19 protein-coding genes and 1 pseudogene are annotated in these 25,427 nt (G+C 69.7%); 16 read left to right on the forward strand and 4 right to left on the reverse strand.

Features of this window, described 5'->3' with window-relative positions; all coding sequences use genetic code 11:
* The first annotated feature begins 47 nt into the window (after positions 1-47).
* From NQV15_RS07300 to NQV15_RS07310, 3 genes and pseudogenes are all read left to right on the forward strand, one after another.
* Positions 48-908: a class I SAM-dependent methyltransferase gene (locus NQV15_RS07300; protein WP_232399162.1), complete on the forward strand. Its 861-nt coding sequence runs from the start codon at positions 48-50 to the stop codon at positions 906-908.
* Entirely contained in the window at positions 905-1,615 is a 711-nt protein-coding gene (locus tag NQV15_RS07305) for a class I SAM-dependent methyltransferase (RefSeq protein ID WP_232399163.1), read from the forward strand. The genes NQV15_RS07300 and NQV15_RS07305 overlap by 4 nt, the downstream gene beginning before the upstream one ends.
* Positions 1,612-3,606, forward strand: a pseudogene (locus NQV15_RS07310) (alpha-(1->3)-arabinofuranosyltransferase domain-containing protein); the annotation flags it as partial. The gene NQV15_RS07305 and the pseudogene NQV15_RS07310, both read left to right, overlap by 4 nt.
* 1,812 nt (positions 3,607-5,418) lie before the next feature.
* Here the strand turns inward: NQV15_RS07310 and NQV15_RS07315 are convergent.
* Entirely contained in the window at positions 5,419-6,630 is a 1,212-nt protein-coding gene (locus NQV15_RS07315; protein ID WP_232399164.1) for an acyltransferase family protein, read from the reverse strand.
* A 142-nt stretch (positions 6,631-6,772) separates the two neighbouring features.
* On the opposite strand from NQV15_RS07315, the gene NQV15_RS07320 reads away from it, so the two are divergent.
* From NQV15_RS07320 to coaE, 9 genes are all read left to right on the forward strand, one after another.
* Entirely contained in the window at positions 6,773-7,771 is a 999-nt protein-coding gene (locus NQV15_RS07320; protein WP_232399165.1) for a GHMP family kinase ATP-binding protein, read from the forward strand.
* Positions 7,771-8,370, forward strand: a complete 600-nt coding sequence (locus tag NQV15_RS07325; protein ID WP_232399802.1) for a D-sedoheptulose-7-phosphate isomerase — start codon at positions 7,771-7,773, stop codon at positions 8,368-8,370. Before NQV15_RS07320 ends, NQV15_RS07325 begins: the two co-directional genes overlap by 1 nt.
* A 25-nt stretch (positions 8,371-8,395) precedes the next feature.
* Positions 8,396-8,929 carry a D-glycero-alpha-D-manno-heptose-1,7-bisphosphate 7-phosphatase gene (locus tag NQV15_RS07330; protein ID WP_232399166.1) on the forward strand — a complete coding sequence of 178 codons (534 nt, stop codon included), beginning with the start codon at positions 8,396-8,398 and terminating at the stop codon, positions 8,927-8,929.
* Positions 8,926-9,834, forward strand: coding sequence for a porin PorA family protein (locus NQV15_RS07335; protein ID WP_232399167.1), 909 nt, complete (start codon positions 8,926-8,928; stop codon positions 9,832-9,834). Before NQV15_RS07330 ends, NQV15_RS07335 begins: the two co-directional genes overlap by 4 nt.
* Positions 9,835-9,932: 98 nt before the next feature.
* On the forward strand, positions 9,933-10,943 hold the full coding sequence (locus tag NQV15_RS07340) for a DUF3068 domain-containing protein (RefSeq protein WP_232399168.1): 1,011 nt from the start codon (positions 9,933-9,935) through the stop codon (positions 10,941-10,943).
* Positions 10,944-11,018: 75 nt separating this feature from the next.
* A complete protein-coding gene (locus tag NQV15_RS07345; protein ID WP_232399169.1) occupies positions 11,019-12,272 on the forward strand; it encodes a M18 family aminopeptidase in 1,254 nt (417 codons plus the stop codon).
* A gap of 206 nt (positions 12,273-12,478) precedes the next feature.
* The gene (gene rpsA, locus NQV15_RS07350) at positions 12,479-13,942 is read left to right on the forward strand and encodes a 30S ribosomal protein S1 (RefSeq protein WP_232399170.1); all 1,464 of its coding nucleotides are present in this window, start codon (positions 12,479-12,481) and stop codon (positions 13,940-13,942) included.
* Positions 13,943-14,107: 165 nt separating this feature from the next.
* Positions 14,108-14,986, forward strand: a complete 879-nt coding sequence (locus NQV15_RS07355; RefSeq protein WP_232399171.1) for an SH3 domain-containing protein — start codon at positions 14,108-14,110, stop codon at positions 14,984-14,986.
* A gap of 8 nt (positions 14,987-14,994) precedes the next feature.
* Positions 14,995-15,615 (forward strand): dephospho-CoA kinase, encoded by a 621-nt coding sequence (gene coaE / locus NQV15_RS07360; protein ID WP_306459363.1) that lies wholly within the window; start codon positions 14,995-14,997, stop codon positions 15,613-15,615.
* A 1-nt stretch (position 15,616) separates the two neighbouring features.
* Here coaE and NQV15_RS07365 read toward each other — a convergent pair whose 3' ends face one another.
* From NQV15_RS07365 to NQV15_RS07375, 3 genes are all read right to left on the reverse strand, one after another.
* The gene (locus NQV15_RS07365) at positions 15,617-16,513 is read right to left on the reverse strand and encodes a sigma-70 family RNA polymerase sigma factor (protein ID WP_232399803.1); all 897 of its coding nucleotides are present in this window, start codon (positions 16,511-16,513) and stop codon (positions 15,617-15,619) included.
* 170 nt (positions 16,514-16,683) lie between these two features.
* Positions 16,684-18,813 carry a S9 family peptidase gene (locus tag NQV15_RS07370; RefSeq protein ID WP_232399173.1) on the reverse strand — a complete coding sequence of 710 codons (2,130 nt, stop codon included), beginning with the start codon at positions 18,811-18,813 and terminating at the stop codon, positions 16,684-16,686.
* A complete protein-coding gene (locus tag NQV15_RS07375; protein ID WP_232399174.1) occupies positions 18,810-20,123 on the reverse strand; it encodes a DNA polymerase IV in 1,314 nt (437 codons plus the stop codon). The genes NQV15_RS07370 and NQV15_RS07375 overlap by 4 nt, the downstream gene beginning before the upstream one ends.
* 124 nt (positions 20,124-20,247) lie before the next feature.
* Between NQV15_RS07375 and NQV15_RS07380 the strand changes: the two genes are divergently transcribed.
* The 4 genes from NQV15_RS07380 to NQV15_RS07395 all read left to right on the forward strand — a co-directional run bounded on the left by NQV15_RS07380 (position 20,248) and on the right by NQV15_RS07395 (position 25,311).
* Positions 20,248-21,249: a DUF4192 domain-containing protein gene (locus tag NQV15_RS07380; protein ID WP_232399175.1), complete on the forward strand. Its 1,002-nt coding sequence runs from the start codon at positions 20,248-20,250 to the stop codon at positions 21,247-21,249.
* Positions 21,250-21,287: 38 nt separating this feature from the next.
* On the forward strand, positions 21,288-22,256 hold the full coding sequence (locus NQV15_RS07385) for an SPFH domain-containing protein (protein ID WP_232399176.1): 969 nt from the start codon (positions 21,288-21,290) through the stop codon (positions 22,254-22,256).
* A gap of 49 nt (positions 22,257-22,305) precedes the next feature.
* Positions 22,306-23,784 (forward strand): glutamate-cysteine ligase family protein, encoded by a 1,479-nt coding sequence (locus tag NQV15_RS07390; RefSeq protein WP_232399177.1) that lies wholly within the window; start codon positions 22,306-22,308, stop codon positions 23,782-23,784.
* Positions 23,785-23,991: 207 nt separating this feature from the next.
* The gene (locus tag NQV15_RS07395; protein WP_232399804.1) at positions 23,992-25,311 is read left to right on the forward strand and encodes an RNA polymerase sigma factor; all 1,320 of its coding nucleotides are present in this window, start codon (positions 23,992-23,994) and stop codon (positions 25,309-25,311) included.
* Positions 25,312-25,427 lie beyond the last annotated feature (116 nt).

A 25,427-nucleotide genomic window follows, 5' to 3' on the forward strand; every position in this document is an offset into this window, starting at 1 on the left:
CGTGTCCGAGCACGAGGTTACCTTCCGCGGAGTTCACAAGGGGTCAGATGCCATCCGTCACATCGTGCGAGGTCTGCGCGAGCGCCTGCTCCGATCTACGGCTTCGCGACGGCTCCCGGCTCGCGCGGTGCACCCGGTGCTCGCACGTCATGCGCACCCTGGATGACTGTCCTGCTCGTCATCGGTCGCTGGCGTACGGCGGGGATCCCGGGCTGGACCGAATCCGTCTGGGGCTGACCCTCAAGGTGCTGCGTGGTGTCGCGGCGGACGGCGTCTCCCGCGTCTTCGAGCTCGGATACGGCGCAGGGCAGCTGCTGCGTGCCTTCCTCGACAATGGCGTGCAGGTGTCGGGATGCGATCCGGACCAGCTCGGCTCCCACGTGGACCCGGAGGTGGTCGCGCACGGCGACCTGCGGCGCGCCGTGGTCGAGGAGGTGCCGACTGCTGGAGTCGACGCCGACCTGGTCTACGGCGTGCACGTGATCGAGCACGTCCAGGATCCCGTGCTGGCCCTGCGCAACTGCCACGATCTCCTGCGTCCCGGCGGCCGCCTGGCCCTCATGACTCCTGCCGCGGACTCGTGGTCGCTCCGGTTCTTCTCGCAGTCGTGGTGGCTCCTGGAGGATCCGACGCACGTCAGGTTCTTCACGGCGCGCTCGATGCGCCGTGCATTGCAGGACGCGGGATTCGAGGACGTCACCGTCACCCGCTTGCTCCTGGACAACCTGACGATGGAGGGCGCGAGTACCGTTCGGGCAGTGTCTCCCCGTGAGCGCCCACAGGGCGTCCTCGCGAACCGGTCGACGCGCTGGATCAGCACTGCGGCCATCCCGTTCGCCGTACTCCTGCGGATCCTGGCCCCCCGGTGGAGACCGACGATGCTGGTGACGGCGAGGCGGCCGCGATGAGCGACGACGGACTGCGCCGCTCGTGGCGGCTGTTCTCAGCGTTCCGGGTCGAGCAGACCGATCCGGACCGCTTCTACGGCCTGCTCGCCCGCGACTCCGCGGACCTGATCGGTCGTCACCACGACCTGTCCGGCGCGCTGTTGCTGGACGTGGGTGCGGGTCCGGCGGAGTTCGCCGAGACGTTCCGTGAGCGTGGCGCGCACTACGTGGCAGTCGACTATGACGAGACCGTGGCCTCCGTGGCCGCGGGCGGGCTGGTGGCCGATGCGCACCGGCTGCCCGTCAAGACCGGATCGATCGACGTGACGTTCTCGTCCAACCTCGTCGAGCACGTCCAGGAGCCCACGACGGTCGCTGACGAGATGCTCCGCGTGACGCGCCCCGGCGGCGTCATGTTCTTGTCGTACACCAACTGGCTCTCCCCATGGGGTGGCCACGAGACCTCACCGTTCCACTGGATCAGCGGGGACTACGCGGTGCGGCGATACACGCGCAAGCATGGTCATCCGCCCAAGAACAGGATCGGCGAGAATCTGTTCAAGGTCTCGGTCGCGTGGGGCCTGCGGTGGGCGGCCGCGAACCCGGACGTCGAGATCGTCGAGCTGCGCCCGCGCTATCTGCCCCGCTGGACCCGGCTGGTGCTGCGTGTCCCGCTGCTGCGGGAGCTCGTCACCTGGAATCTCCTGATCATCCTGCGTCGTCGATGAGAGCAGCGGTTCGACGCATCCCGCCGTCGGTGGGACTCGTCGGTCTTGTCATCGCCCTGGTCCCGTGGTTTCCGTACCCCGGGCGGACCGTTGCGGACACCAAGCTCGACCTCGTCGTCGATCCGTGGGGCTACCTCGCGCGCTCCCAGTCAGCTTGGGACTCGCACGCCTTCTTCGGCCAGCTGCAGAACCAGGCGTACGGCTACCTGTTCCCGATGGGCCCGTTCTTTGGGATCGGACGCTCCCTGCACATCCCGGAGTGGGTCGTGCAGCGCGGTTGGTGGACCGTCGTGCTCGTCACGGCCTTCGCCGGGGCATATCTGCTGTGCCGGCGGCTCGAGATCGGGGGACGGCGCGCATCGCTCGTCGCAGCGGTGGCCTTCGCCGTGTCGCCGCATGCGGTGACCGTGCTGGGGCCGATCTCGGTCGAGCAGTGGCCATCGGCGATGACGCCGTGGCTGGTGCTGGCGAGCCTGCGTCTGCTGGAGCGGCGGGGCCGGGACCGGCTGCAGGCCGCGGCACTGCTCGCCGTGACGTGCGCCGCGGTGGGAGGAGTCAATGCGACCGCCACGCTCGCGGCGATCGCCGTCGCAGCGATCTTCGTGCTCACCGCCGGACGCCGTGGGCTGCGGACGTTCCCGCTGTGGTGCCTCGCCGTGCTGGCCGGCACGGCGTGGTGGGCCATCCCGTTGGTCGTGCTGGGGGTCTACGCCTACCCCTTCTTGGACTTCATCGAGACCAGCAGCATCACCACGGCTGTGACCTCGGTGCCCAATGTGCTGCGGGGTGCCTCGCACTGGGTCGCCTATGTCGGTTGGGACTGGCCGGCCGGCTCCGTGCTCGCGGCGGGCACCTCGGCACTGCTGGCCACGACGGCGGTGGCGGTGTTCGGCATCACCGGCCTGGCCATGGGACGTGCCTGGCGGCCGGCCTCGCATGCCCGCACCTTCGCGATCGTGAGCCTGCTGGCGGGCCTGACCATCATGGGCGTGGCCTACGGGGCATCGCTGGGCCTGCCCTTCACCAGCCCGTTCGCCGGAACGTTCCGCGAGGCGCTCGACGGCTCGCTCGCGGCCTTCAGGAACGTCCACAAGTTCGATGCGATGGTGCGCCTCCCGATCTGTCTGGGACTCGCGGCGCTGCTCTCGGTGGCCGGGCAGGGTATGGACCTCCCGCGGCGGAGGACCAAGGTTGCGACTGTCGGGGTGCCCGTCGGGGTGGCGGCGGCCCTGGTCGTCACGCTCGCTCCGGCAGCCAGCCCCGACCTGGCACCGCGAGCACCGTTCGAGACGATTCCCAAGCGCTGGCACCAGGCGGCCGAGACGGTCGACCGGCTGGCCGCCTCCGACGGCGGAGCGACCTTGGTGGCTCCCGCCACGCGCTTCGGCGAGTTCACCTGGGGCAACGTCCAGGAGGACCCGCTCGAGACGCTGGCCGAGTCGCCCGTGGTGCAGCGCGACGCGATACCGCTGGGCAGCCCGGGGGCGATCCGCGTCATGGACGCGCTGGACGGGATCCTGCAGAGCGGAGGCGCGCAGCCCGGCCTGGTGGACATGCTGGCCCGGATGGGCATCGGTCGCGTCGTCGTGCCCCACGACACACAGCAGCACCTCAGTGACCCGGACGCCGCTTCCGGTGTGATCGGTACCGACGCGCGGACGGAGGACACGCTGCGGGCATCGGGCCTGACCCAGGTTGCGGCGTGGGGCAAGGGCCAGACCCGCCTCTCGGTGTGGTCGACCGAACGGCGGGTGCCGGTTGCCGAGGTGTATGACCTCGACTCGGTCGTCGGGGTGACGGGTGGCCCCGAGGCCCTGGTGTCCCTCGCCGCGCTCGGCGCCGTGGGGCAGGGATCTGCTGCCTATGCGATCGGTACGGGAGCCGGAGCCCTCGAGCCCACCCGGTGGATCCAGACCGACACCTTGCGACGTCGCAGCCTCAACGTGGCCGCGACGGTGGCCGACGAGTACACGGCGACGCTGCAGCCACGGGAGAGCAGGACGCGCCGGGACTTCCCACCGGCCGGCACGAGTCCGGAGACGACACGTGGCTACCAGGCACTCCGACAGGTGTCCGCGTCGTCGACGGCCGGCTCGGGGCCCAGCGCCGGCGGCGCCGCTGCGCTGGACAACGACTACGACACCGCCTGGACGAGTGCCCCCGATGACGATCGGCCCACCGTCAGCCTCACCCTCGCCCGTCCGTCCCGGGTCGGTGCGGTGTCGGTCCGGCTGGACTCGAGCCGCGGTGCTGGTTCGGTCCGACGGGTCGAGCTGATCGCGGACGGTGTCGTGTCCCGTCGCGATGTCGCCGAGCAGGACGACGCGGTGTCGTTCCCCGTCGACGCGACGGTCACGAAGCTTCGGGTGCGTCTGGTGCGGGCTGACCCTGAGCTCGCCGTCCCCGTGGGCGTCGCGGACATCGCGTTCACCGGGCTCGACGTCACCGCGCTGCTGGACCTGCCGGCCCCGTCCGGGACCCCGACCGATCAGGTCGTCGTGGCTCGGGACACCCGGTCGACCGATCGGCCGGAGGGCCGCCGGGACGAGGGGCGCGTGCTGGCCCGCCGGTTCACTGCGGACCGGGCGATGGACGTCAGCGATGTGCTCGTGACCGCCAGGAGCACGCCGGCCGTCGAGCGGTTGCTCGACGGATGGACCGTCAGCGGGCCGAGACTGGAGCAGCTCCCTCGCACCCGTCCCGGGGCAGCGCTCGACGGTGACCCGGCGACCCGCTGGACGATCGGATATCTCGCCGGGGACCCCAGCCTGACCGTGGAGCTCCCGTCCGCGCGGACCATCACCGGTCTGAAGGGCCTGGGACGCGGCAACCGCTACCAGCGCATCACCGGCGCGGTCATCCGGGATCTCGACTCCGGCCAGACCCGCCGCTGGAGCAGCAAGGATCGCTCGTTCGCGCCCCTGACGGCGCGTCGCGTCCGGATCACCTTCGACCTGCCCCGGCAGGTCAGCTACCCCTTCCGCATGCCGGACGTCACGCTCGAGGGCGCGGGCACCCCGCCGGCACGGCGTGGCACGTCGAGCGTGGAGGTGCCGTGCGCGGCCGGGGTCGTGGTCGCGGTGGGCGAGTCGACGGCGACGTACACGGCCACGCTGTCCCGCGACGAGCTGCTCGACGGGTCGCGGGTCGCCGCCACCCGATGCGCCGGCCCCGTCCCCGCGGCGGCGGGTCGCACCGTGCTCCGGGCGACGTCGTCGGACACGCTCGACGCCGACGTGGTGCGCCTCGGTGCGCCGATGCAGGCGTCGGCGGCTGCGGCCGAGCCGCGGGTGCGGACCTGGACGGACCGGCAGCGCGACCTCGTGGTGGCGCCCGGACGCGAGGGCCAGATCGTGGCCTGGCACGAAGGATTCAATCCCGGCTGGGAGGCATCGCTGGACGGGCGCCGTCTCGAGGCCGTCGAGATCGACGGCTGGCGGCAGGGCTTCGTCGTGCCGGCCGGTGCCGGGGGAGTGCTCCGCGCGACCTTCGCACCGGACACCGCCTATCGTGCCGGGCTGCTGGGCGGCGGCTTCCTGGTCGTGCTGATGGGCGCCCTGGCGTTCTTCTGGCGCCGTCCCCGCCCGGGGCGGGAGAAGTCTCCCCTTCGGACCGTGCGGGTTCCCGCCTGGTCGGGGCGTGCGCTGGCGGTCGTGGTTCCCGCAGTCCTCGGCGGCCTCGGGGGGGTGCTGCTGGGCCTGGGCGCGGCCGTGACTCCACCGCGATGGCGGATGCGCGCCATCGCGGTCACGTCGGTCGTCCTGGTGGTCACGACCGTGCGGTGGCCGCAGGCACGCGTGGACTCACTGGTGACCGTCATCCCCCAGGCGAGCGGACTGCTGCTCATCGCGCTGCTCGCGGCGGCGTTGGTCCCGACGGACGTTCGCCGCCATGAGCGGCCGCTCGACGAGCCGCCACGACAGGTCGGCGACGACCAGCGAGCACGCCAGGGTCAGCACGGTGATCACGACGAACGATCCCTCGAACAGGTCGTGACCAAGCAGGGTCAGTAGCACGAAGGCGATCGGCAGGTGCCACAGGAACAGGGCATACGAGCGTTCACCGACCCAGACCACGGCGGGGCTGGACAGCACCTGTAGGGCAGGCGATGAGGTCGCGGGACGGCACGCGGCGCTGACCACGAGACCGGCGATCAGCGTGTACAGGAGCTCCCGCAGGCCGGCCTGCACCGCCGAGCCGTGGGAGAACAACAGCTCGCCCGCGAGCGGCGTCGCCGCGACCACCAGCAGCACGGCGGCCAGCCCCAGCCGCTCCTCGGACGACCTGCCGGACACGGGCGGGTCCATGGTCCTGGCGCAGACCCAGGCACCGGCTGCGAACCAGCCGGCGTGCCCCAGGACGCTGCGGGCCAGTGCCTCGCTCGAGCCGGGCAGGTCGGTGGCGGTGAAGGCCGTGACGGCCACACCCAGCACCACGAACGCGAGGCAGGCGCGCCGGACGGTGCGCAAGCGATCCTGCCGGTCCTCGGATCGGCGGCAGGCCCGGACGAGGGCCACCCCGAGCACCGGGACGGCGGCGTAGAAGGTGAGCTCGGTCGTGAGGCTCCACGTCTGCGAGAACGTCGAGAAGTACGACCCGGTGTAGCCCTGCAGGACAAAGACGTGCTCCAGGACCGACGGCAGGTCCACCCGCAAGGGGGATGACAGGGTGGAGCGGTAGACGCGGCCGGCCTCCAACAGCAGCACCACGGCCGCAGCGATCCAGTAGGCCGGGAGGATGCGGGTCGCCCGTTTGACGGCGTACGAGCCGAGCCCGGGCACACGGTCGCGATCACCGATGGCAGTCGCGATCCACGGCCTGAGCATCAGGAAGCCGGAGAGCGCGAAGAACAGCGCGACGCCGACGTCCATCCGGGCCACCAGGGCGCCGGTCATCGACGGACTGACCTCGCCGGTCAGGAACCCGACGTGGGTGAGCAGGACAGCGACCGCCGCGAGGGCGCGCACCCCGTCGAGGGCGGCGACGTGCCGGGGGCCGGGCGGATGGCTGCTCACGGCTCGAGCCGTCGGAGGAGGTGGTACGGGCCGGGCGACACTCGTTCACGGTACCGTGAGCGAAGCAACACGTCAGCCAATGCACCGGAGGCTCCCCATCGACGCATCTCAGCGTGTCCTGCGTGCCCGCGCACCCTTGAGGGTGAGCTTCGCGGGTGGTGGCACGGACGTGCCGCCGTTCCCGGAGCTCGAGGGCGGCGCGGTGCTCTCGGCGACGATCTCGAGCTTCGCCTACAGCACCCTGCGGCCCCGTCACGACAACCTGGTCACGGTGCAGTCTCTGGACTTCGGCCTGTCGGTCAACTTCGGCATCGACGATCCCGTCGTCTTCGACGGCGAGCTCGACCTGCCGAAGGCCGCGATCGCGCGAGTCATGGCGCATCCCGGCGCCCGCCGGTCGTCCGGCTTCGACCTGTTCCTGCACACCAACGCCCCTCCCGGTTCGGGCCTCGGCAGCTCGAGCGCGGTCGTCGTGTGCGTCGTCGGGGTGGTGGCGCAGCACTGCGGACTCGACCTGACCACCTACGAGATCGCCGAGATGGCATGTCTCCTGGAGCGTCAGGACCTCAACATCTCCGGTGGCCTCCAGGACCAGTACGCCGCGGCGTTCGGCGGGTTCAACTTCATGGAGTTCACGGCCGACGACGTCCTGGTCAACCCCCTGCGCGTGGCGGACTCGACGGTGCACGAGCTGGAGCACAACATGCTGCTGGCCTACACCGGCCGCACCCGGTTCAGCGACCACATCATCGAGGACCAGGTGGCGCGTTTCGTGGGAGGCGAGCCTGAAGCGGTCAAGGGCCTGCGGGCCCAGCGCGACCTCGCGGTGAGCATGAAGCGGCTCCTGCTGCGAGGCGAGGTCAACGAGTTCGGCGTGATGCTGGGTGAGGCCTGGCGCGAGAAGCGCCGGATGTCGGACCGCATCAGCACCCCCCTGATCGACGAGGCGGTCGAGGTCGCCCTCAACCACGGAGCCCTCGGCGGAAAAGTGACCGGTGCAGGCGGTGGCGGTTACATGCTGTTCTGCTGCGAGTTCGAGCGCCGGCACACCGTGGCCGAGCACCTGATCAAGCTCGGCCTGACCGTCTCGGAATTCAGTTTCAGCAAGGCCGGAGTGACAACATGGAGGGGACACGCGTGATGCGTTCGGGAGTGGTCCAGTCGATCCAGGAGTGGGCGGAGCTCACCCCGAGGCTGGTTGACGAGTCCTTGGTGAACGCGGTGGCGGCGGCCGGCGAGGCCATCGTGACGTCCCTGGCAGGCGGCGGACGGGTGCTGTTCGCGGGCAATGGCGGAAGTGCGTCGATCGCCTCCCACCTCGCTGCCGAGCTCGTCGGCCGATGCGTGCTGGACCGCCAGGCGCTGGCAGGGCTGGCGCTGGCCGACAGCGCGAGCACGCTCACCGCGCTGGGCAACGATCACGGCTACGACACGATCTTCGAGCGTGGTGTGAGCGCCTTCGGACGACCCGGAGACGTGCTCGTCGCGATGTCGACCAGTGGCTCGTCGCCGAACATCGTCCGGGCGGTGGCCCGGGCCCGCGAGACCGGGCTGGTGTCCATCGCGATGACCGGCGAGAGGGGCGATGCCTTCGCCGCATCGGCCGATCACGGACTCATGGTGCCGTCGGGATCGACCCAGCGCGTCCAGGAGGTGCACCTGATGTGGGGACATGCCTGGTGCGAGCAGGTCGACGTCCGCTGGCACGAGTCCGAGCGGCAGCACGCTCTCACGTCGTGACGCCTTGATGGGGCGGTCCGCCCGGATGGTGCTGCTCGATCGCGACGGCACGTTGAACGTCCGCAGGACGAGTCACGTCCATGACGTGCACGACCTCGAGCTGCTACCCGGCGTGGGTGAGGCGGTCGCCCTCGCCGCCGCGCTGGGTCGGGTGGTCCTGGTGACCAACCAGCAGTCGGTGGGTCGGGGTGACATCACGAGCGAGGGCCTGGACGCGGTCAACGCAGCACTGGTCCGACAGCTCTCCCTGACCCCGGGTGCCCGGGTCGACGCCATCTACGTGTGTCCCCATCTCGCCGGGACGTGCGACTGCCGCAAGCCCGGGACCGGTCTGTTCCTCCAAGCCCTGCGGGAGGCGCCGGACGTCCTGCCGGCGCACTGCGCTGTCATCGGCGACCAGCCGAGCGATGTCGAGCCGGGGCTGGCCCTGGGCATGCTGGCCTTCCATGTCGTCCACGAGGCGGAGTCGGCCGTCGCCACCCCCGCGGGCGCGTTCAGGGTCGGATCCGCGCTCGAGGCGATGACGATGCTCGCCGGACTGCCGGGCTGGGCGTCGTGAGAGGTCTGCGGGCGCGTGATGCACTGGTGGGCGTCACGGCCTTCGCGCTCGTCATGGCCGCGATGCTGTACGTGCTCGCCGAGCAGCGGTTCGCGGGGTCGTGGCCGACGGCCGACCGGACCGTCGTGGCGACGGCCGACGATGCGTCGTACCTGGACCTCGTGGACGGCACACAGCGGCAAGCAACCCTCAAGCGACAGCGCACCGTGCGCCGGACGTTCTCGACCGTTCCGGGAGCTGACGCCGTGCTGGTGTCCACGAACACCGTGACGGCAGACGGTGACGTCGTGAGCCGTCAGCGCTGGACGGCAGCGCAGCGACGGTTCACCGGCTCGGCGGTCGACTCGACCGCCAACGTCGAGAAGTTCGCCTCGTTCAACGAGTCGGGCGACGCGGTGGAGGAGGACCGGCAGCTTCGCGGCGTCCGGGGCATCCTCGTGCGGTTTCCCCGCGACACCCAACCGGTGACCTACCGCCGCTGGGACCCCGAGACGCGGCAGACCGGCGAGGCCGTCTTCCTGCGAACCGAACGCCTCCACGGCGCAGAGGTGCTGGTCTTCCGACAGGTCGAGAAGGCCTCGACCGACGCCGACGGCACCAGCACGCGGTCCGACACCACGCTGTGGGTGCGCCCCGAGGTCGGGGGAGTCGTCAAGACAGCCAGCCATGTCGTGGTTCGGGCGTCGGCCGACGGCCAGCCGACCCTGGACGCCCGGTTCGTCGACTCCGCGAGCTCGGTGCGCCAGGCCTCCCGCGACGTCGACCGCGAGATGGTCCGCCAGCGGGTGCGCAGCACCGTCCTGCCGGGAATGGCCGTTCTCGTCGGGATCCTCGCGGGTGTCGCGACCGTGATCATGGGACGCCCCGGTGGCTTCTCCTGGCGCCGGCGCCGGGCGCGGCAGTAGGGCGGTCGGCAACAATAGCGGGCAAAATGTGAGGGGCCTCACGTGTGACCCGAACGACTGTTACTCTCTGGTAATTCATGTCGTGGAGGGAGCCCACAGTGGCAAAAAAGTTGGGGACGGTTGCGCTGTTCCTGGGGACGTTCGTCCTGGTTCTGGCCGTGCTGTCAAAGTTCTACATGTACGACCGTCTTGCGGTCGTCCCGCTGAACCAGGACACCGTCAGTGAGGCCGCCACGGCCCCCGGCGCCGACGGGGAGTACCTCGACGTCGCAGCCGGCCTGAAGATCACGAACGGTCCGCTGAAGAACGTCAAGGCTGTCCGCGGTGACGTCGACGCGAGCAAGAAGGCCAGCAAGGAGCTCGGCAAGGACATCGCCGTCTGGGACATCTACGACTACACGGACAAGCCGACGTACGACCCCAACAGCGGCGAGAGCCCCTTGACCGGCACCAGCGACCGGATCGCCTTCGACCGCAACACCGGTGAGGCCGTCAAGTACGCCGACACCAAGTCCGAGGGTGACGGCAAGGTCGTCAAGCCCGCGGACATCAAGGGCCTGTACTTCAAGTTCCCGTTCGACGCCCAGAAGAAGACGTACCAGTTCTGGGACGGCACGCTGCGCAAGGCCACCCCGGCCAAGTACGTCGGCGAGGGCGAGGTCAAGGGCCTCAAGGTCTACAAGTACCGCCAGACGATCGAGCCGATCAAGACCGGCACGATCGACGTGCCCGGCGACCTCGTCGGCGAGACCGCGGCCACCGTCACGGCTGACCAGATCTACTCGAGCGTCACGAACTACAGCATCGAGCCGGTCACCGGCGTGGTCATCTGGGGCCAGACGGCCCAGGACAACTACCTCGAGCTGGACGGCGAGCGCGTCCTGACCACCACGAAGGCGACGCTGTCGTACACCGATGCCAACGTGACCAAGAACGTCGACGACTACAAGTCCAAGGCGATGCTGCTCACGGCCGTCAACACGTGGATCCCGATCGGCGGCGCCATCCTCGGTCTCCTCCTGATCGCTGTGGGCATCTTCGCCCGCCGCGACCGGTCGACCGACGGCACGCGTCGCTCGGACTCCAAGGACCTCGTCGGCGCGCGCTGACGAATCCGGCCACATCACCGCGGCACCGCAGCCCTTTGGGGTGCGGTGCCGCGGTGTTCTAGTCTGAGGAACCTGATGACCATCGCTTCCGCCGCTGATCTGTGCGCCTTCGTCGACCGCTCGCCGACTCCCTTCCACGTCTGCGCGACGGTGGCGGCCGAGCTCGACTCGGCCGGCTACCGCCGGCTCCTCGAGACCGAGTCCTGGCCGGCGGAGCCCGGGCGGTTCTACGTCGTGCGGGGCGGATCGCTGGTGGCCTGGTCGACCGAGTCCAGCAACGACCCGGCCGATCCCTTCCGGGTCGTCGGCGGGCACACCGACAGCCCGAACCTGCGGCTCAAGCAGCATCACGACCTGTCGCCCGAAGGGCTGGGCGTCGTCGCCCTGGAGCCCTACGGCGGTGCGTGGCTGCACTCGTGGCTCGACCGCGATCTCGGCATCGCCGGACGCCTGGCGATGCGCGACGGGAGCGAGGTGCTGGTGCACGTCGCGGAGCCGGTCCTGCGCGTGCCGCAGCTGGCGATCCACCTGTCGGCGGACCGCAAGGGTGTCGAGGTCGACCCGCAGCGGCACCTCAACGGCATCTGGTCGACGTCGGCCGGCTCGTTCCTGGACCTCGTCGCCGACCGTGCGCAGGTCTCGGTGGCCGATGTCCTGGGCTTCGAGCTGATGACCCACGACAGCCAGCCCGGCGCCCTGGTCGCCGGGGGAGAGCTGGTCAGCTCACCGCGCCTGGACAACCAGGTGACCTGCTTCGCGGGCACCCGGGCCCTGCTGGCGGCCCAGCCGGTGACCGGCGTGCGTCCGGTCCTGGTGCTGTTCGACCACGAGGAGGTCGGCAGCACCTCCGAGCGTGGCGCCCAGTCCGATCTGCTCGCGACGGTGCTGGAGCGCATCGTCATCGCCGCCGGCGGCACTCGTGACGACTACCACCGGGCCATTGCCGGGTCGGTCTGCGCATCCGGCGACATGGCCCACGCGACGCACCCCAACCACCCCGAGCGGCACGAGGTGCTGCACCACATCGCGATCGGCGGGGGACCGGTGCTCAAGCTGCACCCCAACCTCCGCTACGCCACCGACGCACCCGGCACGGCCCACTTCGCCCGCGCGTGCGAGCAGGCCGGCGTCCCGCTGCAGCGCTACGAGCACCGCGCCGACCTGCCGTGCGGCTCGACCATCGGCCCGCTCAGCGCGGCCCGTACCGGCATGCTGACCGTGGACGTGGGCGCTCCCCAGCTGGCCATGCACTCGGCCCGCGAGACGATGGGTGCGGCCGATGTCGATCCCTACGCCCGGGCGCTGGCGGCGTTCCTCGCTCCGGCGTGAGGTGATCCACACCCGAGACTGTGACCCGGCTATCGTGCCGGGGGCACAGTCGCGTAGGCTTGACAGTGCGCTGATGGCCTGTACGTACCTCGGACAGAGCAGGCCCGTGCTCGTGCTCCGCCAGGTGAATACTACCCGGCACTCCACGATCAAAGGGCTGTCAGACGTGCCCGACAATTCCACCCATCCATCGGAGCAACTCCTTTATGACAAGCAGCATCGCCCACGTGGCACCCCAGGTCGCAATCAACGACATCGGCTCTGAGGCAGACTTCCTCGCCGCCATCGACGCGACCATCAAGTACTTCAACGACGGTGACATCGTCGAAGGCGTCATCGTCAAGGTCGACCGTGACGAGGTCCTCCTCGACATCGGTTACAAGACCGAAGGTGTCATCCCCTCCCGCGAGCTGTCCATCAAGCACGACGTCGACCCCAACGAGGTCGTTTCCGTGGGTGACAGTGTCGAGGCCCTCGTCCTGCAGAAGGAGGACAAGGAAGGCCGTCTGATCCTGTCGAAGAAGCGTGCGCAGTACGAGCGTGCGTGGGGCGACATCGAGAAGATCAAGGCCGAGGACGGAGTTGTCGAAGGCACCGTCATCGAGGTCGTCAAGGGCGGCCTCATCATGGACATCGGTCTGCGCGGCTTCCTGCCGGCGTCGCTGGTCGAGATGCGCCGCGTGCGCGACCTCGACCCGTACATCGGTCAGAAGATCGAGGCCAAGATCATCGAGCTCGACAAGAACCGCAACAACGTGGTCCTGTCGCGCCGTGCCTGGCTCGAGCAGACGCAGTCGGCAGTTCGCCAGAACTTCCTCACCGAGCTGCAGAAGGGCCAGGTCCGCAAGGGCGTCATCTCCTCGATCGTCAACTTCGGTGCATTCGTGGACCTCGGCGGCGTCGACGGACTCGTCCACGTGTCCGAGCTGTCCTGGAAGCACATCGATCACCCGAACGAGGTCGTCCAGGTCGGCGACGAGGTCACCGTCGAGGTGCTCGACGTCGACATGGACCGCGAGCGCGTCTCGCTGTCGCTCAAGGCCACGCAGGAAGATCCCTGGCAGCACTTCGCCCGCACCCACCAGATCGGCCAGATCGTCCCGGGCAAGGCGACCAAGCTCGTCCCGTTCGGTGCGTTCGTCCGTGTCGAGGAGGGCATCGAGGGCCTGGTGCACATCTCCGAGCTCGCCGAGCGTCACGTCGAGATCCCCGAGCAGGTCGTCCAGATCGGCGACTCGGTCATGGTCAAGATCATCGACATCGACCTGGAGCGTCGTCGCATCTCGCTGTCGCTGAAGCAGGCGAACGAGACCGAGGCCTCGGCCACGGACGACTTCGACCCGACGCTGTACGGCATGACCTCCTCGTACGACGAGCAGGGCAACTACATCTACCCCGAAGGTTTCGATCCTGAGACCGGCGAGTGGCAGGAAGGCTTCGACGAGGCCCGCGCCGCATGGGAGAAGCAGTACGCCGAGGCGCACGAGCGCTGGGAGGCGCACAAGAAGCAGATCGCGGAGGCCGAGAAGGCCGGTCTCGAAGCTGCTGAGGCGTCCAACTACTCCTCGGACTCGACCGCTGGTTCGGACGAGGCTCCGCAGGAGGGCTCGCTGGCCTCCGACGAGGCCCTGCAGGCGCTGCGTGAGAAGCTCACCGGCGGCGAGGCGTAACAACCCCGTCCCCGTACAGGACCCCCGGCCACTGCGGCCGGGGGTTCTGTGTCTTCCGGGAGACAAGAGTCACTCCCGGTGGACGATGCGCAGACGCGCGTCCCGCGCCACGGTATGGTTCACTCGAACGCTGACAGACGTTGTCGATGCACTAGGTGGTACTTCGTGGCAGATCATCGCCACAGCAAGCACGCTGCGCCCCGCAGGCGCAGCCGCAGGTCCGTTTCTCTCCTCACCCGAGCCGTCCTCCCGACGGTCGGGGTGCTGAGCGTGGCCGTGGCCGGCGGAGCAGCGATCCTCCACGAAGGCAGCCCGGTCCGCACGGCCGCAGCCTCCACCAGCGCCAGTGGCGCAGCCTCGGTGGCCAAGCACAAGGACGTGTTCGCGGCGTCCGCCAGTCGCGGCCAGGTGCCGGCGACCGTCAGCCGCAGCGCCGAGCGCCCGCCGCTGCCCGATGTCGCCGCGGCCAAGAAGAAGATCGAGGGCCTGCGCTACGCGACAGGCGACATCAAGATCCACGCGGACGCCAAGACGTCCTCGCCCGTGCTCGCCACCGTCGAGGACGGTGACTCGGTCGACATCACCGGCGAGACCAACGGCAAGTGGGCCCAGATCGTGCACAACGGGGTCACGCGGTGGGTCGAGGCCAAGGCCCTCGCGGTCGAGGAGCCCATGGGCACCGCCCCGTGCCCGACCGGATCGGGTGTCGAGCGCGGTCTGCGTCCCGACACGATCAAGGTGTACCGCGCCGTCTGCGCCAAGTTCCCGTCGATCGTGAGCTACGGCGGCATGGCCGGTCGTGGCGAGCACGGCACCGGCCAGGCCCTGGACATCATGGTCTCCGGCGATCTGGGCAACGAGGTCGCCGCCTACCTGCAGGAGAATCGCGCCGAGCTCGGCATCGAGTACCTGATCTGGCGCCAGCGCATCTGGCGTCCGGCCACGTCGTCGGCCTGGCGCGGCATGAGCGACCGCGGCGGAGCGACCGCCAACCACATGGACCACGTGCACGTCACGACCTACGGCAGCTCCGCCACCCGCTAGGGGCAGATGTGTTGAGGGTCGGTCTCACCGGTGGTATCGGCGCGGGCAAGAGCACGGTCAGTGCCCTGCTCGCCGAGCGCGGCGCGGTCGTGATCGACTACGACCGGCTCGCGCGCGACGTCGTCGACCCCGGCACCCCCGCACTGGCCGAGATCGCGGCGCGGTTCGGCGACGGGGTCATCACCGCGGACGGGGCGCTGGACCGGCCTGCCCTGGGTGCCATCGTCTTCGGCGATCCGCAGGCGCTCGGCGACCTGAACGCCATCACGCATCCGGCGATCCGGGAGCTCGGGGCCGCGCGCGAGCGGGCCGCCGGTCCCGACGCGATCGTCGTGCACGACAACCCGCTGCTGGTCGAGATGAGGGCTGCGGCCTCGTGTGACGTCGTGATCGTGGTCGACGTGCCGGTCGACGTCCAGGTGGAGCGCCTGATGAGCAACCGGGGGATGAGCGAGGCCGACGCCCGGGCACGGATCGCCGCGCAGGCCTCCAGAGAGAAAAGGACCGGTGCCGCCGATCTGGTGATCGACAACACCGGTCCAGAGGACGAGCTCGCCCGCGCAGTCGGGGGCCTGTGGGACGAGCTCGTGTCCAGGGCCGCCGCCCGGTCAGTGCCGGGCGAGGGCTGATCTAGGCGGCCAGGTCCGGATCCGCGATCCGGCGCAGGGTGGCCAGTGCCTCGCGCTCGAGCTGGCGGACCCGCTCGGCCGAGATCCCGTGACGCTTGCCGATGTCGGCGAGCTTCTGCTGGCGTCCGTCGAGCAGACCGTAACGGGCCCGCACGATGTCGGCCTCACGCTCACCCAGGTTGTCGACCAGGTTGGCCACGAGGTGCCGTGACTCGTCGTCCAGCACCGCGAAGTCGGGGCCGGGTGCGGTCTCCCGGGCGATCAGGTCGCCCAGCGAGGTGTCGCCGTCGTCGTCGACGGGGGAGTCGAGGCTGACGTGATCGCGACCCCAGGACATCAGGTCGATGACGCGGTCGACGTCCATGCCCAGCTCGAGGGCGATCTCGGCGGGCTCGGGATCGTAGCCCAGTTGGCGCTCGAGGTTGCGGCGGGCGGCCGTGACCTGGTTGAGCTCCTCGACGACGTGCACGGGCAGGCGCACGACGCGGGCCTGCTGCGCGATGCCGCGGGTGATGGCCTGGCGGACCCACCACGTGGCGTAGGTCGAGAACTTGAAGCCCTTCGCGTAGTCGAACTTCTCGACGGCGCGGATCAGGCCGGTGTTGCCCTCCTGGACCAGGTCGAGCATCGGCATCGCGGAACGGCCGTACTTGCGGGCGATGGAGACCACCAGACGAAGATTGGCCTGGATGAACTCCTGGATCGCGCGGTCGCCCTCGTCGGCGAGCCACTGCAGCTCTTCCTCGGTGGCGTACTTCGGCGCGCCACCCTTCTTGCGGCCTACGCGGCCCTCCTCGAGCAGATGGCGAGCGAACAACCCAGCCTCCACCGTCTTGCTCAGCTCCACCTCACGGGCGGCGTCGAGCAACGGTGTGCGGGCGATCTCGGCGAGGTACATGCCCACGCTGTCCTTGCCCTCAACGTTGGTGTTGCCGGTTCTGGTGCTCACGGTGCGGCTCCCATCAGTGTGCTTGTACTGGTGACAACGCGCAGGTGAGCCCTAGGATTCCGCTCTCAGTCAAGTCTTAGGTCCCCCGTGCTATACGTCACGGGGGCACCGGGATCGGGCTACCGGGCGCCGGCCACGTCGATGATCCACGCCAGCTCCCAGGCGCGTTCCTTCCACGATGCGTAGCGTCCGCTGACGCCGCCGTGTCCGGCGTGCATCTCGGTCTTGAGCAGGAACGGTCCGCCGCCCGTCGCGGTGGTGCGCAGACGCGCGATCCACTTGGCCGGCTCGACGTACATGACGCGCGTGTCGTGCAGGCTCGTGACGGCCAGGATCGCCGGATAGTCGTGGGCGCCGACGTTCTCGTACGGCGAGTACGACTTCATGTAGGCGTAGACCTCGGGATCGTCCAGCGGGTTGCCCCACTCGTCCCACTCGATGACCGTCAGCGGCAGCGACGGATCGAGGATCGTGGTCAGGGCGTCGACGAACGGGACGGCCGCGACGATGCCGGCGAAGGCGTCCGGGGCGAGATTGGCGACGGCTCCCATCAGCAGCCCACCGGCGCTGCCGCCCTCGGCGACCAGCCGGTCGGTGGACGTCCAGCCCTCGTCGACCAGGTGACGGGCCGCCGCCACGAAGTCGGTGAAGGTGTTCTTCTTGTGCAGCTGCTTGCCGTCGTCGTACCAGTGCCGGCCGAGCTCGCCCCCGCCGCGCACATGGGCGATCGCGTAGACGAATCCACGGTCCAGCAGCGACAGCCGCATGACCGAGAACCCCGGGTCCATGCTCGCCTCGTAGGAGCCGTAGCCGTAGATCAGTGCCGGCGCCGTGCCGTCGCGGGGCGTGTCCTTGCGGCACACGATCGAGACCGGCACCCGCGTCCCGTCGTCGGCGACGGCCCAGCTGCGGTGCTGCTCGTACTGGTCGGCGTCGTAGCCGCCCAGGACGGGCGCCTGCTTGCGCAGGATGAGCTCCTTGGTCGCCGGGTCGAAGTCGTAGACCGAGGAGGGCGTCACGAACGAGCCCACCCCGACCCGGATGAGCGGCGGGTCCCACTCGGCGTTCGCGCCCACGCCGCTGGTGAACAGCTCCTCGCCGAAGTCGATCTCCTCCATCGCGCCGAGCCCGTCCGGGCCGACCGGCAGGATGCCGATGCGGGCCAGTGCGTCGCGGCGGTACGACACGACGATGTGCCGCGCAAAGACGTCCACGTCCTCGAGGCGGGTCGTGTCGCTGCCCGGGATGACGACCGTGGCAGCACCCAGATCGGGAAGGGGCAGCGTGTCGACCGGGACGGTGACCAGCTCGAAGTTGAGGGCGTCCTCGTTGTGCAGGATGACGAAGCGGTCCTGTCCGGCGATGACGGCGTGCTCGAGGGAGTACTCGATGCCGTCGCGACGGGGGAGCACGACCCGGAACTCGCCCTCGGGGTCGTCGGCCTCCAGCACGCGGTACTCGCTGGTGATCTTGGAGGACAGACCGATGACCAGGTACCGCTCGGAGTGGGTGCGTCCCACACCGATGAAGTAGCGCTCGTCGGCCTCCTCGTGGACGAGCACGTCGTCGGCCACCGTGCCGAGCCGGTGGCGCCACACGCGGTAGGGACGCCACGCCTCGTCGACCGTCGTGTAGAACAGGTGCGTCCCGTCGGCGGACCAGGTCGCGCCGCCGCTGGCGCCGGTGATCTCGTCGGGCAGCACCTCGCCGGTGCGCAGGTCCTTGACCCGGATCGTGTAGCGCTCGTCGCCCTGCACGTCGACCGACCAGGCCAGGAAGTTCTCGTCGTCGCTGATGCTGAACGCGCCCAGCGAGAAGAACTCGTGTCCCTCGGCCTCGACATTGGAGTCGAGCAGGATCTGCTCGCCGGGGATCGCGCTGCCGGCGTCCAGCTCGGGCGGGGTCCAGTCATCGGGATCGGTCACCGCGCACCGGCACCGGATCGCGTACTGCTGGCCCTCGACCGTGCGGGCGTAGTACCACCAGGCGCCGTGCCGGGTGGGCACCGACAGATCGGTCTCGAGCGTCCGGGACTTGATCTCGTCGAAGATCTGCTGGCGCAACGGCTCGAGGTGCTCGGTCGCGGCCTCGGTGTACGCGTTCTCGGCCTCGAGGTAGGCCAGCGTCGCCGGGTCGTCCTTGTCACGCAGCCACTCGTAGTCGTCGACGAAGTCGTCGCCGTGGTGGCTGCGGGTGACGGGCCGCCGTTCGGCGGAGGGGACGGGAACGGACGGTACGGACGCGGTCATGACTGAAACGTACCCGTGTGGCCCGCGCTCAACGCGGGGTCGTCCGTTCGGAAGGTGAGGACGGGGCCCGGAGGCGTCCACCGGGTCTCGAACCGGATCGTGACGCGTCCGAGCCCGGAACCCCACACCCAGCCGTCGCCATGGGTCTCGTGGTGGACGTCCATGCCGGGGTACCAGCGCGTCGGCCGGTCCTCCTGGACGTCCGCGGCGGCCTCGACGTCCTCGATGTCCTGCTCGTCGTCGTCGACCGAGAACAGGTCCTCCTGCACCCAGTCGGCCAGGCCGCTGACGCCGACGCCCAGCAGGCGCAGCCCGTTGCTGATGTCCTCCCCGGCCAGCAGGCCGCGGGCGATCGTGGCCAGCGTGCGGGCGTTGTCGGTCGGGTGGGGGAGCGTGGACGAGCGGGTGTGGGTCTGGAAGTCGTGGTGCCGCATCTTCAGCGTCACGGTCCGTCCGGACAGGCCGCTCTTGCGCAGCCGGCCCGAGACGTTGCGCGCCATGCGCTCGATGATCGTCTCGAGCTGGAGGCGGTCGGAGATGTCCTGCTCGAAGGTGTCCTCGACGCTGACCGACTTGCTCTCCCGCGACGCGACGACGGGCCGGTCGTCGTCAGCGCGGGCGAGACGGAACAGCGACCGGCCCGAGGCCTGGCCCAGCAGTCGCACGAGCTCGTCCTCGCTCTGGCGCCGCAACTCCTCGACCGTCGAGATGCCGACCCGGCGCAGTCGTTCGGCGGTCGCCGGGCCGACGCCGGGGATCGCGGTGGCCTGCATGGGGGCCAGCACGTCCGCCTCGGTGCCCGGCGCAATGACGAACACGCCGTCGGGCTTGTTGACCTCGCTGGCGATCTTGGCCATCAGCTTGGACGAGGCGACACCCACTGATGCGGTCAAGCCGCCGGTGAGCTCGGTGATGTCGGCGCGGATCTTCTCGACGATCCGCTCGACCTCGCCGGGATCGAAGTCGTCGCCGGCCGCGAGATCGACGAAGGCCTCGTCGAGCGACAGCGGCTCGATCAGGTCGGACTCCTGGCGCAGGCGCTCCATGACGATCCGGCTGGCCTCGCGGTAGGCGTCGAAGCGTCCACCCAGGAAGGCCGCGTGCGGGCACCGGGCGCGCGCCTCGGCGGTGCGCATCGCGGAGCGGACGCCGTGGACACGTGCCTCGTACGACGCGGTCGCCACGACACCGCGCGGGCCGATGCCGCCCACGATGACCGGCTTGCCGCGCAGGGAGGGCTTGTCGCGTTGCTCCACCGAGGCGAAGAAGGCGTCGAGGTCGAGGTGCATGATCGACGCGGTTGACCTCATGCCCCCCATTCTTGCGTGGGCGGCCGACACTGGCGTCGTGCACACCCGCCGGGCGGCCGCCGCTCGTCCACAACCCGTTGGTGGGGGACTGTCCGGGGTCCGGGGACGCGACGAGCGTGGGGCCATGACCCACACCCCGCCGCTGTACGTCGCGCACGACATCCCCGACCTGATCAACTCCTTGCCGACCCTGTTCGGCTTCCGCCCGCGCGAGTCGCTGGTCGCCGTGGCCACCAACGGTCCGCGGCACCGGCTCGGCTTCCGGCTGCGCCTGGACATCCCCGCACCCGAGGACGTCGACGGCGCGGCTGCCTTCGTTGTCGCGCACCTGGTCAATCAGGGTGCGGAGGGCGCCATCGTCATCGCCGTGACGCAGCACCAGGAGGTGGCACTGGACCTGCTGGACGCGGTGCACGACGAGCTCGACGTGGCGGGCGTCCGCCTCGTCATCCGCGCTCGCGCCGACGGGCAGCGCTACTGGACCGACGAGGTGGGCTCGTCCCCGCTGGGCACGGCGTACGAGACGTCAGGGCACCATCTCTCGATCGTGCAGGCCGTGGCCGCCGGTCAGCAGATCCTGCCCGACCGCGAGGCCCTCGTCGAACGGTTCGCAGCCGTCACGGGGGAGCGCCGCCACTGGCTCGAGCAGGCCGCGGCCACCATCGTGGCCGAGGTCGTGCCCGTCGTCGCCCGCACCGCACCGGACGACCTGCCGGCCGTCGGCATGGAGGTGGTCGGGCCGATCCTGGAGCGGGCGCTGGCGTCGCGGCGGGTGTCGGACGCCGATCTGCTGCGGGTCGCCGCCTGGGTCTCGAGCATCGGCGTGCGCGACGCCGTGTGGTCGCTGATCGACCGCGACAACGCCGAGGAGATGCTGCGGGTGCTGACGCTGGTGTCGGGCAGCGTCGTGCCGCCGTTCGAGCCGGCGGTGCTGAGCCTGACCGGTTTCGCCGCGTGGCTCACCGGCGACGGGGCGCAGGCGCTCATCGCGATCGAGCGCGCCCTGCGGGCCGATCCCGACTACTCGATGGCCCGGTTGTTCCTGGAGGTCATCGAGCGGGGCGTCTCGCCGAGCCACTGGCAGGGGTTCGACCTGGAGGAGCCGCGCCGGGCAGCACCCAGATAGCCTGTCGCTCCCACGAGTCGCCCGACCAGAGGACGCCCATGCCCGTCAGTCTCTCCAGCGCCATCTTCTTCCTGGTCGTCGCCGCCGCGATCACCGCCGGGTGGATCGGGCGCCGCAGGTCGACGGCACCGCGCAACGCCGCCGGTGCGCTGGTCACCCGATGGACCGGCTTCGGAGCGGCTGCCGCCGGGCTCCTCGGCGTGATCCTGCTCGCGACGTCGTGCGTCACGCAGGTCACGACCAAGAACGTCGGGGTCGTGACGTCCTTCGGCCGGCCCGTCGGGGCGCTGGGCAACGGGCTGCACCTCAAGGCCCCCTGGCACAAGGTCACCGAGTTCGACGCCGCGGTACAGACCGACTCGCACAAGGGCAGCGGGGGAGACGCCGACTCGACCTGCACCGACATCCGCATCGGCAACCAGTCGGTCGCCTGTGTCGACAACTCGGTGCGTTGGCGCATCGTGCAGGACTCGGCGGACGACCTGTACCGCGACTACCGCGAGTTCGACAACGTCCGGGACAGCCTCGTGACCCGGGAGCTGGACGCGGCCCTCAACGAGGTGTTCGCCGACTACGACCCGCTCGCGGGGGTCGACACCAACGGCGCGTCCACGGCACCCAGCCTGGACCAGCTGTCCGAGGAGGTGACGACCCGGTTGCGCGACAAGGTCGGTGACCAGGTCGAGGTCCTGAGCGTCATCATCCCGCTGGTGTCGTTCGACAAGACGACCCAGGACAAGATCAACGACTACCAGGCCGAGCTGGCCAACACCCGCATCGCACGGCAGAAGCAGCAGACGGCGGATGCGCAGGCCGAGGCCAACCGGAAGCTGTCGGGCTCGGTGTCGAAGGACCCGAACGTCCTGGTGTCGCGGTGCTTCGACATCCTCGCCGACATGGTGAACTCCAAGGAGCCCGTCCCGGCCGGCTTCACGTGCTGGCCCGGCGGCGGCACCGGCGTCGTCCTGCCGTCCGCCGGCGCCGCGGCATCGGCGGACACCCAGTAGCCGGCGGCGATCACGCGCGACTTCGCCGACGTCGCCCTAGGGTGTTGTCATGGGACAGGACGTCGACGCACGGGAGTTCAGCCGTGAGGACCGGACACGCTATCGCGCCAAGGTCCGGCGCTGCCTGGACGTCTTCGCACGGATGCTCGGCGAGCACGACTTCAGCGTCGAGCACACCCAGGTCGGCATCGAGATCGAGTTCAACCTCATCGACGCGAGCGGCGACCCGTCACTGAAGAACGCCGAGGCGCTCGACGCGATCGCCGACCCGGACTTCCAGACCGAGCTGGGCCTGTTCAACGTCGAGATCAACGTCCCGCCGGCGCGCATCGACGGTGACGGGCTCGATCTCGTGCAGGCATCGTTGAGGGACGGTCTGAACGCCGCACAGGCGAAGGCGGGCGGGGTCGACGCCCGGTTGCTGATGATCGGCATCCTGCCGACGCTGCAGCACGGCCACTTCGACCGGAGCTCGATCTCGGCCAATCCGCGGTACCACCTGCTGTCGGAGCAGATCCTGGCCGCGCGCGGCGAGGACATCGAGATCGTCATCGACGGTGTCGACCGGCTCGACACCACCGCCGACACGATCATCCCCGAGGCGGCGTGCACCAGCACCCAGCTGCACCTGCAGGTCGAGCCCGACGAGTTCGCACCGATGTGGAACGCGGCGCAGGCGATCGCCGCGGTGCAGGTCGCCGTCGGCGCGAACTCGCCGTTCCTGCTCGGGCAACAGCTGTGGCACGAGACCCGCATCGCACTGTTCGAGCAGGCCACCGACACCCGCAGCGAGGAGCTCAAGTCCCAGGGCGTCCGCCCGCGCGTGTTCTTCGGCGAGCGCTGGATCACCTCGGTCTTCGACCTGTTCGAGGAGAACGTCCGGTTCTTCCCGTCGCTGCTGCCGATCGTCGACGAGGAGGACCCGCTGGTGGAGCTGGAGGCCGGCCGGGTGCCGAGCCTGGGCGAGCTGCGGCTGCACAACGGGACCATCTACCGCTGGAACCGGCCGATCTACGACATCGCCGACGGACGGCCGCACCTGCGCATCGAGAACCGGCTCCTGCCCGCCGGGCCCACCGTGGTCGACACGATGGCGAATGCGGCGCTGTTCTACGGCCTGGTCAAGACACTCGGGGCCAGCGAGCGACCCGTGTGGTCGCAGCTGTCGTTCCGGGCGGCCGAGGAGAACTTCCATGCCGCGGCGCGCGCCGGCATCGAGGCGGAGATCTACTGGCCCGGGGTCGGCACGGTCTCGGTGCGCGAGCTGACCGTTCGTCAGCTGCTCCCGCTCGCGCACGCCGGCCTGGAGACGATGGGCGTCGACGCGCAGGTCCGTGACCGTCTCCTGGGCGTCATCGAGCAACGCTGCATCACCGGGCGCAACGGCGCCACCTGGCTCATCGACGAGTTCGCCCACCATCGCCGCTCCACCGACGACCGCACGGCCGCGATGCGGGCCACCACGCAGGAGTACGAACGGCACATGCACGCTGGAGACCCCGTGCACCTGTGGCCGTCGCGCTCCTGAGAGCACCCTGAGATGCCGCGTGTTGGATACTCGTGCCACACTGAATCCAGAGGTTGACCCCAGGCCTCATTGTTGCGCCCATCTACCGTTTGTGAGGTTGACGTGCCGGTGAATCCCGCATCAGGATCACGACTTCGGGCCGTCACGAAGCTCCTTCCAGGATCGTCCGCGGACGATGTCTCAGAAAATCCTGAGAAGGACGCAGACCTGGAGACGGACGTGCCGAAGGCTCGAAAGCCCAAGGCTGCTGCCAAGACCACATCCCCTGCGAAAACAGAAACGACCGTGACGAACACTTCACCGAGCACCGCCAAGAAGACCGCTGCCAAGAAGCCCGCGAAGAAGGCCGCCGCCAAGAAGAAGGGCGCCGACGCCGCAGAGGAGTCGATCGTCCCGGCCGGCGTCGACCTCGCCGACGCCTTGGAGGTTCCGGTCATCGCCGACGCGACCGTCCAGGTCGACGCCCAGGGCAAGAAGATCCTTCCGGACATCCCCGACGCGGAGTTCGAGAAGGACCTGGCGACCGATCCGACGCTGAAGGAGGACGAGAAGTCGTCCTACACGCTGTCGGCGGCCGATGAGTCCGATGAGCCCGTCCAGCAGGTCATGGTCGCCGGTGCGACGGCGGACCCGGTCAAGGACTACCTCAAGCAGATCGGCAAGGTCTCGCTGCTGACCGCCGCCCAGGAGGTCGAGCTGGCCAAGCGCATCGAGGCCGGCCTGTTCAGCGAGGAGAAGCTCGCCAAGGGCGGCCGCCTCTCGGAGAAGAGCCGCGAGGAGCTCGAGTGGATCGTCGTGGACGGTCGCCGCGCCAAGAACCACCTGCTCGAGGCCAACCTGCGTCTGGTCGTCTCGCTCGCCAAGCGCTACACCGGTCGCGGCATGCTGTTCCTGGACCTGATCCAGGAGGGCAACCTCGGCCTGATCCGCGCGGTCGAGAAGTTCGACTACACCAAGGGCTTCAAGTTCTCGACCTACGCGACGTGGTGGATCCGTCAGGCCATCACCCGCGCCATGGCCGACCAGGCCCGCACGATCCGCATCCCCGTGCACATGGTCGAGGTCATCAACAAGCTGGCCCGCGTCCAGCGCCAGATGCTGCAGGACCTGGGCCGCGAGCCCACGCCCGAGGAGCTGGCCCTCGAGCTGGACATGACGCCCGAGAAGGTCGTCGAGGTCCAGAAGTACGGCCGTGAGCCGATCAGCCTCCACACGCCCCTGGGCGAGGACGGCGACTCCGAGTTCGGCGACCTGATCGAGGACTCCGAGGCGATCGTCCCGGCGGACGCGGTCTCGTTCACCCTGCTGCAGGAGCAGCTGCACGCGGTGCTCGACACGCTCAGCGAGCGGGAGTCCGGCGTCGTGTCGATGCGCTTCGGCCTGACCGACGGTCAGCCCAAGACGCTCGACGAGATCGGCAAGGTCTACGGCGTGACGCGCGAGCGCATCCGCCAGATCGAGTCCAAGACGATGAGCAAGCTGCGCCACCCCTCGCGGTCGCAGGTCCTGCGCGACTACCTGGACTGACCAGCGTCGGAACACCGTCGTGGGCGGTCATTCCGACGTCCCCGTCGGGGCAGGCCTATTGAGTTAGACTGTCGCGACCAACCACGAACGGCTCGGAGAATAGACCTGTGCACAAA

It is taken from the genome of Aeromicrobium wangtongii (assembly GCF_024584515.1).
GTDB classification, from domain to species: domain Bacteria; phylum Actinomycetota; class Actinomycetes; order Propionibacteriales; family Nocardioidaceae; genus Aeromicrobium; species Aeromicrobium wangtongii.